Genomic DNA, 11,415 nt, shown 5'->3' with positions numbered 1-11,415 from the left:
GAAGGGGTGAACAACAAGATCAAAGTGATAAAGCGTATGGCATATGGATTTAGGGACTCAGAATACTTTTTTCTGAAAATCAAGGCGGCCTTCCCCGGAAAGCCGCGATGAACCTTTTTTTATCTCTTTTTTTGGGCTGACATCGCCTTGCTCTCCCTCCCTGCCCGTTCGATATCCGCCGCTTTCCCGATGTTCAGCGACCACACACAGTCCAAACAAGACGTGAATAACGCACCAGACAGAGAATTCATCTCTGTCAACGCATCACGACATGCTCTGCTTTGTCGACAGGTCCGTGCATTGACAGCATATGAAGCCATTGGCAAACAGTCTGGCAGCGTTCCCCTTTGGTAGCACAGTCGGTGTGTTCAGTGGTGGCTGAGACAACCCAGGTTGAACGGGAATGCCAGACATAGGGCAACCTGTGGCGCTCTTCACTCTCATCATTTCTGGTGAGGATCATAGACCCGTTGAACGCCCTCCCTTCAGCTTCACGTGCAAGGGTCGGCTCGTAACAAGGCGTCACACAGGCAGGTTCCCCTCACTGTGCACAACGAGTGGTTGAGGGATGTAGAGAAGCTAAAGAGGTGATAGATAATGTCATTCAACTTCTTGTCTGATGGCATATAGCTATTACTTATTGAACTATTGCCGTATGACGTGATATTCACCAGGCAACAAAAAAGGGCCCGAAGGCCCTTGTTTTATTTCCAATGACTGTCGTGATTATCCGCCAAAGAGATGGTTGTTCAGCAGGAACAGACCGCCGGAGAGCAGCATGGTGAGCGGCAACGTCAGCACCCAGGCCAGCAGAATGGTCTTGATGGTCTGGCTCTGCAGGCCGGACTTGTTGGCCACCATGGTCCCCGCCACCGCGGAGGAGAGAATGTGGGTGGTGGACACCGGCATCCCGGTCAGACTCGCAATCCCGATGGACGCGGCGGCCGTGATCTGGGCTGCAATGCCCTGGCTGTAGGTCATGCCGGTGGAACCGATCTTCTCCCCTACCGTGTAGACGATACGACGCCAGCCCACCATGGTGCCGCAACCGAGCGCCAGGGCGATGGACACGATGACCCAGGTCGGCGCATATTCGGCCGTGGCGGTCAGATCCTTGCGCCATTTGGCGAGATCGGTCAGCTCCTTGGCCGGCAGCGGCAATTTGGAGACCTTGCGGGCAGTGTCGTCGATGCACAGCAGCAGACGACGCACCTCGCGGCGATCCACCAGGTTCATCTCCTCGTAGGTGCGCACCTGGCCCAGACGCTTGTCGAGGGTCGCCATGGCCTGCAGGGCCTCCCCTGCCGCACAGTGGCTCATCAGCTCTTCCTGGGCTTTGGCAGGGACACTGAAGTTCACCAGATGGGAGACCTGATCCTGGTTACGCTGGTAGATCTCCATGATGCGCTGGTTGGCATCCTGGGTTCTGTCCAGATCATAGGAGCGGCTGTTCATGTCCAGCGCAAAATAGGCAGGCGCCATGCAGATCAGCACCAGCATCACCAGACCGATGCCTTTCTGGCCATCGTTGGAACCGTGTACGAAGCTCACCCCCATGGCGGAGCAAATCAGAGTGACACGGGCCCAGAACGGTGGATGCTTCTTGCCGTCCACCAGCAGGCGCTCTTCCGGGGTCTTGTGGATCTTGCTGCCAAGCCATACGCGCTTCATGGCGAACAGCAGCAAGGCGGCAATGATGAAGCCCACGGTGGGAGAAATGATGAGAGAGAGCATGATGTCGATGGCTTTGCCGACGTTGATACCCTCTTTCAGGGGTTGATGGCTGATCAGGGCATAGGCGCCGCCTACCCCCAGGATGGAACCGATCAGGGTGTGGGAGCTGGATGCCGGAATGCCGAAGTACCAGGTTCCCAGGTTCCAGACGATGGCCGAGAACAGCAGGGAGAACACCATGATCAGACCCTGGGTGGAGTCCATGCCAAGCAGCAGATCGATGGGCAGCAGGTGAACGATGGCGTAGGCCACCCCCAATCCACCCAGCATGACACCGGCGAAATTGAACAGACCGGAAGCCACCACCGCCATATGAGCCGGCATCGCCTTGGTATAGATAACCGTTGCTACCGCGTTGGCGGTATCGTGAAAGCCGTTGATGAATTCATAGGCCAGCACAAAAAAAACGGCCAATACCAAACCGATTGACCACCACAAACCCAAACCACTAAACATTTCAAACATAAAAACGAACCTGTTTATGAGTTGCGGCGGATTATGCCAGAAGGCTCGATGCGCCATACCCGTTGTTGAAATATTTCAGCAAAAAAAAAAAAGGGCATTCCGTCAGAAAATGTCTTAGGGCCTGTAGGAACGGGGCTTGTCGAGGATTAATTTAAGTCCATTCCATTGCTGTGGATAGGCGCCAATCAAAGCCTGAGCATGGCTCAATGTCCCGAAAAAGGCCGCTTTTCAACCCGCTCGGCACGCCCGTTTCCTTTTGTCAGATAAAAAAAGAGGGTGCCTTGGCACCCTCCTCGATAGACAAGCCGCACGGTGCGGGGATCAATCCTGGTTGATCCGGCTGGCCACAGCCCCTTGCTGACTCTTGTATTTGGCATTTTCCCGTTTGTTGTACGGGCGAGCCGCGGTACCTGACAGCATCTCGAAGTTCAGGGCACCGATCTTCATCTTGGGACGCAGGGCCAGAGGCAACTTGCCGCCGTTGTAAAACTCCAGCACGATGCGACCGGACCAGCCCGGATCGATGCGGTGGGCGGTGACGTGCACCATAAGGCCCAGGCGAGCCAGGGAGGAGCGACCATCCAGCCAGCCGACGATATCGGCGGGCAAGGTAACCGATTCATAGGTCACCGCCAGCGCCAGCTGACCCGGGTGCAGATAGAAGGCTTCACCGTCCGGCACGTGGATCTCCTCGCTCATCACCCGCTCGATGGCATCGGCCATCTCGATACTGGTACCGCCAAGGTCGATATAAGGCGCGGTATGATCGCGAAACACCCGAAACTCGTTGCCCAGCAGCACATCGACGCTGACGCCGCTGATCCGCTCAACACCGGGCCGCGGCTCGATGACGATCTTGCCTTCATCCAGGTGCCGTTCGATATCGGTATCACAAAGACGCATTCTGCGACTCTCCTGACAAAAGATTCATTAAAAAAAGCCGGGCATCACCCGGCTTGTTTTCTCTCAACCAATCAACATATGGCGGATACGCGCCTTGAGCATGTCGATGGCGATGCGGTTCTTGCCGCCACGGGGCACGATCACGTCAGCATACTGCTTGGACGGGTCGATGAACTGCATGAACATGGGACGCACAGTCTTCTGATACTGCTTGAGCACGGAGTCCATGGTACGACCGCGCTCCTGCACATCGCGCACCAGACGGCGCAGCAAACAGATGTCGAGCGGGGTATCCATGAAGATGGAGGCGTCCATCAGTTCGCGCAGGCGGCTGTCAGTCAACAGCAGTATCCCTTCGAGGATGATGACACGGCGCGGTGCAAAGGTAGTGACCTCGGTCATGCGCGTGTGCTCGGTATAGGAGTACTGGGGGATGTTGACCGCCTCCCCTTGCGTCAGCTGGGTCAGATGCTGCACCAGCAGATCGTGATCCAGGGCATTGGGGTGGTCATAGTTGGTCTTGACCCGCTCTTCCATGGTCAGGTGGGTCTGATCACGGTAGTAGCAATCCTCGGTGATCACACCAATCTGACCCGCTCCCAGCTCGGCCACCAGCTCTTCATAGATGGTTTGGGCGATAAGACTCTTGCCGGACGCGGATGCACCAGCAATACCGATGATCACGCAGGAATGTTGAGTATCAGACATTGAAAATACCTAAAGAGAAGAGCACTGGGGATTGTTTAAACCGATCCATTATATGAAAAAGGGGTGGCCATGCCCACCCCAAATCCGTCCCCCTTGGCCGAACGCCGATTATTCGTCCAGCGCCACCGTGTAGAGCGGGGTCGCAATCGGTTTTGCGCTGAAATAGAGCTCGGCCCCTACCCGGCGAGCCAGTTTCAGGTAAGTCTGTGACAGCTCGCCATCCGGCGCACCGAACACGGTGGGGCAGCCGTCATCCATGTGCTGGCGAATGTCGATATGCAGCGGCAACTGACCAAGCAGCGCCACGTGATACTGCTCCGCCATCTTCTGGCCACCGCCGGTACCGAACAACGGCTCGTGATGCCCGCAGGCGCTGCAGACGTGGTAACTCATGTTCTCGACGATGCCAAGCACAGGCACATTGACCTTGTTGAACATGGCGATCCCCTTGCGGGCATCTGCCAGCGCCACATCCTGGGGCGTCGTGACGATCACCGCCGCCGTGGTGGGCACCTGCTGGGCCAGCGTCAGCTGGATATCGCCGGTGCCCGGGGGCATGTCCACCACCAGGTAGTCCACCTCGCCCCAGCGGGTCTCGTGCAGGATCTGCCCGAGTGCCTTGCTCGCCATGGGACCGCGCCAGATGGTGGCATCCTGCTCGGCCACCAGATAACCGATGCTGTTGCTCTTGATGCCGCAGGCCATCACCGGCTCCATCAACTTGCCATCAAAGCTGACAGGGCGCTCCTTGAGGGTCCCCGTCATGGTCGGGATGGAGGGGCCATAGATGTCCGCATCCAGCAGGGCGACCCGCGCCCCCTCTTTTTGCAGCGCCAGCGCCAGGTTGACCGCGGTAGTGGACTTGCCCACCCCTCCCTTGCCGGAGGCAACCACCAGGATATTGCGGATCCCCTGCACCGCCGCCAGTTGCTGCGCGCGGGGCATGCTGGCCACGTCTATCTCCCCCGTCCAGTCGATGCGGGTCGCGCCGGTTGCGCTGCGCAGCCGGGAATCGAACTCCTCTTTGATCTGTTCAAACAGGGACTGGCCGGCAAAGGGCAGCACCAGCGTGATGGCCAGGGTCTGTTCGTGCCGCTCGACGGAACGCACAAAACCGGCCGCGACCAGATCCTTGCCCCATCCTGCCGGCTTAAATTCGGCCAGGATCTGTTTTACTGAATCAATCACCATTAACTCCCCATTATGTTGTCGTTATGCTGAGGTGAACGGTTACCGCACATAAATCAGTGGCTTGCCGACGTCATCGTGATGCCGCCAGTCAGGGCACCGGGGGCCACAACCCTAGGCAGGCCGCCCCCAATTCGGGTAACATGCACGGCACTGTATCATCCCAACAGGCACATAAAGAACGTATTATGGCAACTGATCCTCGTAGAATGCTGGTAACCTGCGCCCTCCCCTATGCCAACGGCTCCATCCATCTCGGCCACATGCTGGAACACATCCAGGCCGATATCTGGGTTCGTTATCAGCGAATGCGTGGCCATCAGGTGCATTTCGTCTGTGCCGACGATGCCCACGGTACGCCCATCATGCTCAAGGCGCAGCAGATGGGGATCTCGCCGGAAGAGATGATTGCCGCCGTCTCCCAGGAGCACCAGGGGGATTTTGCCGGTTTCAACATCAGCTTCGACAACTACCACTCCACCCACAGCGACGAGAACCGCGAGCTGGCGGGCGTGATCTATGGCCGCCTCAAAGAGTCCGGCAAAATCAAGATCCGCACCATCTCCCAACTGTTCGATCCGGAAAAATCCATGTTCCTGCCGGATCGCTTCGTCAAGGGCACCTGCCCCAAGTGCAAGTCCCCCGATCAGTACGGTGACAACTGCGACGCGTGCGGCGCCACCTACAGCCCGACCGAGCTGATTGATCCGAAATCCGCCGTCTCCGGTGCGACCCCGGTGATGAAGGACTCCGAGCACTTCTTCTTCGACCTGCCCCAGTTCGAAGCCTGGCTCGCCGACTGGGTGCGCGGCTCCGGCGCCATCCAGGAAGAGATGGCCAACAAGATGCAAGAGTGGTTCGAAAGCGGCCTGCAGCAGTGGGACATCACCCGTGACGCCCCCTACTTCGGCTTCGAAATTCCCGGTGCCCCCGGCAAATACTTCTATGTCTGGCTGGACGCCCCCATCGGCTACATGGCGTCGTTCAAGAACCTGTGCAACAAGCGCGGCGACATCGACTTCGACAGCTACTGGAAAGCGGACTCCGACGCCGAGCTCTATCACTTCATCGGCAAGGACATCGCCTACTTCCACTGCCTGTTCTGGCCGGCCATGCTGGAAGGCGCGAACTTCCGCAAGCCGACCAAGGTCAACGTGCACGGCTATGTAACCGTCAACGGCGCCAAGATGTCCAAGTCCAAGGGCACCTTCATCAAGGCGTCCACCTATCTCAAGCACCTGGATCCGGAGTGCCTGCGTTACTACTACGCCGCCAAGCTCAACAGCCGCATCGACGATCTGGACTTGAACCTCGAAGACTTCGTCTCCCGCGTCAACGCCGACGTGGTCAACAAGCTGGTCAACCTGGCCTCTCGCAACGCCGGCTTTATCGCCAAGCGTTTTGACGGCAAGCTGGCCGCCACCTGCGCCGAGCCCGCACTCTACGCCGAGTTTGCCAACGCCAGCACCAGCATCGCCGAAGCCTATGAAGCGCGCGAATTCAGCCGCGCCATCCGCGAGATCATGGCCCTGGCCGACAAGGCCAACCGCTATGTGGACGACAAGGCTCCCTGGGTCATCGCCAAGCAGGAAGGGGCGGATGCCGAGCTGCAAGCCGTCTGCTCCGTCGGCATCAACCTGTTCCGCGTGCTGATGGCCTACTTGAAGCCCGTCATGCCGCAACTGGCCGAGCGCGCCGAAGCCTTCCTCGGCGAGACCCTGACCTGGGACGGCATCGCCGCCCCTCTGGTCGACCACGGCGTCGCCCCCTTCAAGGCGCTCTTCTCCCGCATCGAGTCCGCCAAGGTGGATGCCATGGTGGAAGCGTCCAAGGAAGATCTCGCCAAGGAGCAGAGCAAGAAACCGGCAGGCCCCCTGGTGGACGATCCCATCAGCGAGACCATCACCTACGACGACTTTGCCAAGATTGACCTGCGGGTGGCGCTGATCAAAAAGGCCGAAGCGGTGCCGGAAGCCGAGAAGCTGCTGAAGTTGCAGCTGGACATCGGCGGCGAAACCCGTCAGGTGTTTGCCGGTATCAAGTCTGCCTACAACCCGGAAGATCTGGAAGGCAAGCTGACCGTGATGGTGGCCAACCTGGCCCCGCGCAAGATGCGCTTTGGCATGTCCGAAGGCATGGTGCTGGCGGCAGGTCCAGGTGGCAAGGATCTCTGGATCCTCGAGCCCCAGGAAGGTGCCCAGCCGGGCATGCGCGTGAAGTAATACGCCCCTTCCCGGACAGTCCCAATGAAAAGAGAGGCCAATGGCCTCTCTTTTTTTACCTTGTGGGGTGCTTACTGCCCGCTCTGCAGCAATGCCATGCGAAGGCCGACCAGCTCCGCCTGATGGCAATCCAGTTGCAGTAGTTGGCAGCGGATCTCTGTTTTCAGGGCTCGCCGTTGCTGGCCTCGCCCCGTTTCGCCCCCAAGGCGTCTTAGCCATTGGCGCCTGTCCTGCAATTGCCCAAGCCGCTCCTGCCAGCTCACCAGCATGGACAACCAGGCCGGATCCCCTCCCCCCTGTGCCGTCAGCAGCTCCATCCCGTAGCGCGCCTGTTTCAGCACCAGGCGCAGCCGGTGCCAGCACCGAAGTTTCGCCCTGATGCCCACAGGAAGGGAGGTGGTCTTCGCCAGTGCATCCGACAGTGACAGCGCCAGATGCAGCTGAAACAGCGGCAAGAGATCGACACCGACGGGCACCTCTTCCAGTCGGGCCAGCCAACGGGCAAGCAGGCCGGTCAACAGGGGGACCCGTGGCAAGCGGTTCTGCCGAAGCGAGCCACCATGATGCTGCGCATAGACCTGGGCATCGCGCAGGGCGGAGAGCGTGCCGACGGCACGGGTCAATCGCCGCTCCAGCTCGGGCTCATGAATGAGGGGTCGCCACAGGGCGAGCAGCGCCAGCAGGCGGCGGGCCGCTATCCGGTAGGCATGCACCTCTTCCATCCCCTTGTGCTGGCGCAGTGCCAGGGTCGCCCCCCGATATTGCCCAACGAGCCGGTTGGCCTGCGCAATCCCGCTCTCCCCCATGAACCCTCCCGGCTAGTTGGTATGAAAACCGGTTCCGGTGGGTGGCAACGCCTGGGTGCACTCCATTCGGGTGACGGTGGCGGTTCGGGGCCCGTGCTCAAGCCAGCCCAGCATCATCTGTACCTTCTGTTCGGGACCGGCAATCAGGATTTCCACCGAGCCATCTTCCAGGTTGTAGGCATGCCCCCGCAGCCCCAGTTGCAGCGCCCGCTCCCGGGTGAAGTAGCGAAACCCCACTCCCTGAACCTGACCCCACACCCGCACGACAAACGATTGCTCTCCCATTTATCACACCTTTCCCTTAAGTAATTTTTCCCCGGGGCGATAATGAGCGCGACACTCTCTTCCCCTTGCAGGACGCAATACCATTATGAAAGAAGTAAAGTTTCGGTGGGTTGACCGTTATCTCATTCACCTCACGATCAGCGAGAAATTTCTCATCACCTTCTGGTGCCCCCTGGTGTTCATCGCCTTCCTCACCTGGTATCTGCTGGCCGACGGCCATGATCAGGCGATGCAGCTCAGAGTGGATCAGCTAAAAGGGCGGGTCGAGACCACGGCCCAGCTGGTGAGCCAGCAGCCGACCCTTACCCTGCCCGCGGATCTCGTACTCACGCCTGGCACCGCCACCGGCCTTAGCCAGCAAGGGGACATCTATCGCTATGGCGCCAGCGCAGGTCAGGCGGGCGTCGTCTCCGGCACCCTGGATACGAGTCACTACGCCCTCTGGGATGGTCAGGGCACCACGCTCACCATCATCGCGGTGCTGGCCGCCCTGCTGGCCCTCATCACTCACTATCTGATGACCTTCGTCTCGGGGGCCCTCTACTCCACCAACAAGGCATTGCAGACGGTAGCGAACGGCGATCTCACCTTCCGGCTCAATTTCTTCCCGGTGCGCGATGAGTTCTCCATTCTGGCGGGCAGCATCGACACCTTCACCGACCGCCAGCACAAGATAGTGCAACTGGTGGAAGAGTCCGCCGATGCCCTTACCCTGGCCGCCGACGAATTTCGCGAGCATGCCAGCGACGGCGAGCAGCTTGCCCGCGCCCAGCGCCAGCACATGGACTCCCTGGCCGCCGCCATGGAGCAGATGTCCGCCGCCATCCGGGAAGTGGCCCGCAACGCCAACGACACCCTGCTGCAAACCCGCCAGTCCAGCGACGAGGCGACTCACGGGGCACAGCGGGTGGCACGTACCATCACCGCCATCCGCACCCTGGCAGACGAGATTGGCAATGCCTCGGGCGCGGTCGAGCGGCTGACTCACAACGCCAATCGCATCAACGAAGTGGTCAACGTCATCAACGCCATCTCCCAGCAAACCAACCTGCTGGCCCTCAACGCCGCCATCGAGGCCGCCCGCGCCGGTGAACAGGGACGCGGCTTTGCGGTGGTGGCCGACGAGGTGCGCACCCTCGCCAGCCGCACCCAGCAGGCCACGGTGGAAATCCAGCAGATGATCGAGGAGCTCCAGGCCGGGACCGGGGCGTTGAACGACATCATGGAGAAGACGGTGGGGCGCGCGGCCGACAGCCAGCAGCTCATCACCGAGGTGGGCATGGACATCGAGCGGCTCAGCAACCACAGCGATGCGGTGCTGGAGATGAGCACCCAGATCGCCACCTCCAGCGAAGAGCAGAGTTCGGTGGCAGAAGAGATCACCCGCAACCTCGACAAGGTGCGCCACGAGGCGAGCCGGGTGGAGGAGTCCGCCAGCGCGGCGGTCGCCGGCACCACCGGCCTCAAGGGAACCGCCAGCGAACTCGGTCAGGCGCTCACCGGCCTGCGGATCTGACCCCCTCCGGCAGGCCATCCTCCAGATGGCCTGCCGCGTCTGGGCCAGGCGCTGGGGACGCGCGAAACAGCCCGTCCGACCCTGACCGCGTGAGGATGCACGGATCCCGGTAGACGCGGCTTGCGTGCCTACCCTCACAGCCCCTACTATATGCCCCCTTCTTTTCTACCATCGGCAACTACCCATGAGCGCTTCCATCTATCTCGTCAAAGGCCGCGAAAAATCCCTGCTGCGTCGCCACCCCTGGATCTTCTCCAAGGGCATTGAGCGGGTGCAGGGCAACCCCGTTGACGGCGATACCGTCGAGATCTTCACCCATGACGGCAAATGGCTCGCCCGTGGCGCCTGGTCCGGCAGCTCCCAGATCCGTGCCCGGGTCTGGACCTTCGACAAGGATGAGAGCGTCGATCTCGACTTCTTCATCCGTCGCCTAAAATACGCGCAGGAGTCCCGCGATGGGCTCATCAAGCGTCAGGGCCTCACCGGCTATCGCCTCTGCGCCGCCGAATCCGACGGTCTGCCGGGCCTCACCATCGACCGCTACGCCGACTTCCTGGTGTGCCAGATCCTCTCTGCCGGTGCCGAGTTCCAGCGTGAGCTGATCACGCAAGCCCTGCGTACCCTCTACCCCGAGTGCAGCATCTATGAGCGCTCCGACGTGGCCGTGCGCAAGAAGGAAGGGCTGAAGGAGCGCACCGGCGTCATCCATGGCGAGACCCCGACCGACCCCGTGGTGATCGAGGAGAATGGCGGCGTCAAGATCCTGGTCGATATTCGTAACGGTCACAAGACGGGTTTCTATCTGGATCAGCGGGACAACCGCCTTGCCGCAGCGAAATACACTGAAGGCAAGCGGGTGCTCAACTGCTTCTGCTACACCGGCGGTTTCGGGGTCTATGCCCTCCAGGGCGGTGCCAAGGAGGTAGTCAACGTCGATCTCTCCCAGAATGCGCTGGACATCGCCCGCCAGAACGCCGAGCTGAACGGTCTCGATACCAGCAACACCCAGTTCGTGCGTCACGACGTCTTCAAGCTCTTGCGCGAATATCGCGAGAAGGGCGAGAAGTTCGATGTCATCGTGCTGGATCCGCCCAAGTTTGCCGAGAGCAAGGCCCAGCTGCTGGGCGCCTGCCGCGGCTACAAGGACATCAACATGCTGGCGTTCCAACTGCTGGCGCCGGGTGGCGTGCTCTTGACCTACTCCTGCTCCGGCCTGATGGAGCAGAGCCTGTTCCAGAAGATAGTGGCCGATGCGGCCCTCGATGCCGGCCGTGATGCCCAGATCCTGGAGCTCCTCTCCCAGGCATCCGATCACCCCATCGGCACCGCCTATCCGGAAGGCTTCTACCTCAAGGGACTGGTGGTGCGCGCCCGCTAAGCCGAGCAGACCAGCGCAGCCCCCTTGTTCCCGGTGCCAGATCCGGGCCAGGCTGGGTTCTGCTAGTCATCAAAAAGCCCGCGATCAAAGCGCAATGCTGATCAGTTAAGGATCCATTGACCGATCCTTCTGCTGTAGGACAATCCGGAACCAATCACTGGTTCCGGATTTTTTATGTCTATTGCAAACGATCTGAACGATGTTGTTGAG

At 60.1% G+C, this 11,415-nt stretch carries 10 protein-coding genes; 4 read left to right on the top strand and 6 right to left on the bottom strand.

Annotated features, from left to right (window positions below; translation table 11 throughout):
- Window positions 1-111, top strand: a 111-nt coding sequence (locus ACNPAA_RS19830; protein ID WP_147273929.1) for a transposase, incomplete at its 5' end; no start/stop codon positions are given.
- A 615-nt stretch (window positions 112-726) separates the two neighbouring features.
- Here the strand turns inward: ACNPAA_RS19830 and ACNPAA_RS19825 are convergent.
- From ACNPAA_RS19825 to apbC, 4 genes are all read right to left on the bottom strand, one after another.
- The gene (locus ACNPAA_RS19825) at window positions 727-2,199 is read right to left on the bottom strand and encodes an inorganic phosphate transporter (protein WP_045524860.1); all 1,473 of its coding nucleotides are present in this window, start codon (window positions 2,197-2,199) and stop codon (window positions 727-729) included.
- Between the two features lie 321 nt (window positions 2,200-2,520).
- Window positions 2,521-3,102: a dCTP deaminase gene (gene dcd / locus ACNPAA_RS19820; protein WP_045524859.1), complete on the bottom strand. Its 582-nt coding sequence runs from the start codon at window positions 3,100-3,102 to the stop codon at window positions 2,521-2,523.
- A 63-nt stretch (window positions 3,103-3,165) separates the two neighbouring features.
- The gene (gene udk / locus ACNPAA_RS19815) at window positions 3,166-3,810 is read right to left on the bottom strand and encodes a uridine kinase (RefSeq protein WP_010674731.1); all 645 of its coding nucleotides are present in this window, start codon (window positions 3,808-3,810) and stop codon (window positions 3,166-3,168) included.
- 108 nt (window positions 3,811-3,918) lie between these two features.
- Window positions 3,919-5,001: an iron-sulfur cluster carrier protein ApbC gene (apbC, locus tag ACNPAA_RS19810; protein WP_113978935.1), complete on the bottom strand. Its 1,083-nt coding sequence runs from the start codon at window positions 4,999-5,001 to the stop codon at window positions 3,919-3,921.
- A gap of 185 nt (window positions 5,002-5,186) precedes the next feature.
- Here apbC and metG point away from each other — a divergent pair, with 185 nt between their 5' ends.
- Window positions 5,187-7,220, top strand: coding sequence for a methionine--tRNA ligase (metG, locus tag ACNPAA_RS19805; RefSeq protein WP_113978933.1), 2,034 nt, complete (start codon window positions 5,187-5,189; stop codon window positions 7,218-7,220).
- A 71-nt stretch (window positions 7,221-7,291) separates the two neighbouring features.
- Here the strand turns inward: metG and ACNPAA_RS19800 are convergent, their stop codons facing one another.
- Both ACNPAA_RS19800 and ACNPAA_RS19795 read right to left on the bottom strand, forming a co-directional pair.
- On the bottom strand, window positions 7,292-8,026 hold the full coding sequence (locus ACNPAA_RS19800; protein ID WP_045524856.1) for a CHAD domain-containing protein: 735 nt from the start codon (window positions 8,024-8,026) through the stop codon (window positions 7,292-7,294).
- Window positions 8,027-8,038: 12 nt separating this feature from the next.
- Window positions 8,039-8,311 carry an acylphosphatase gene (locus ACNPAA_RS19795; RefSeq protein WP_010674727.1) on the bottom strand — a complete coding sequence of 91 codons (273 nt, stop codon included), beginning with the start codon at window positions 8,309-8,311 and terminating at the stop codon, window positions 8,039-8,041.
- Window positions 8,312-8,396: 85 nt separating this feature from the next.
- Between ACNPAA_RS19795 and ACNPAA_RS19790 the strand changes: the two genes are divergently transcribed.
- Entirely contained in the window at window positions 8,397-9,827 is a 1,431-nt protein-coding gene (locus ACNPAA_RS19790) for a methyl-accepting chemotaxis protein (protein ID WP_171865368.1), read from the top strand.
- 184 nt (window positions 9,828-10,011) lie between these two features.
- On the top strand, window positions 10,012-11,205 hold the full coding sequence (locus ACNPAA_RS19785) for a class I SAM-dependent methyltransferase (protein WP_039039155.1): 1,194 nt from the start codon (window positions 10,012-10,014) through the stop codon (window positions 11,203-11,205).
- Window positions 11,206-11,415: the final 210 nt, after the last annotated feature.

This window comes from Aeromonas sp. PS2Canimalfood6 (assembly GCF_048276795.1).
Taxonomy (GTDB): Bacteria; Pseudomonadota; Gammaproteobacteria; order Enterobacterales; family Aeromonadaceae; genus Aeromonas; species Aeromonas caviae.
This window is presented reverse-complemented; position numbering and strand designations above follow the sequence as displayed.

Coding starts and splice junctions, on each gene's coding strand:
- ACNPAA_RS19795 (WP_010674727.1), bottom strand. CDS start 8,311: ATGGGAGAGCAATCGTTTGTCGTGCGGGTGTGGGGTCAGGTTCAGGGA.
- ACNPAA_RS19825 (WP_045524860.1), bottom strand. CDS start 2,199: ATGTTTGAAATGTTTAGTGGTTTGGGTTTGTGGTGGTCAATCGGTTTG.
- ACNPAA_RS19790 (WP_171865368.1), top strand. CDS start 8,397: ATGAAAGAAGTAAAGTTTCGGTGGGTTGACCGTTATCTCATTCACCTC.
- ACNPAA_RS19785 (WP_039039155.1), top strand. CDS start 10,012: ATGAGCGCTTCCATCTATCTCGTCAAAGGCCGCGAAAAATCCCTGCTG.
- metG (WP_113978933.1), top strand. CDS start 5,187: ATGGCAACTGATCCTCGTAGAATGCTGGTAACCTGCGCCCTCCCCTAT.
- ACNPAA_RS19800 (WP_045524856.1), bottom strand. CDS start 8,026: ATGGGGGAGAGCGGGATTGCGCAGGCCAACCGGCTCGTTGGGCAATAT.
- dcd (WP_045524859.1), bottom strand. CDS start 3,102: ATGCGTCTTTGTGATACCGATATCGAACGGCACCTGGATGAAGGCAAG.
- udk (WP_010674731.1), bottom strand. CDS start 3,810: ATGTCTGATACTCAACATTCCTGCGTGATCATCGGTATTGCTGGTGCA.
- apbC (WP_113978935.1), bottom strand. CDS start 5,001: ATGGTGATTGATTCAGTAAAACAGATCCTGGCCGAATTTAAGCCGGCA.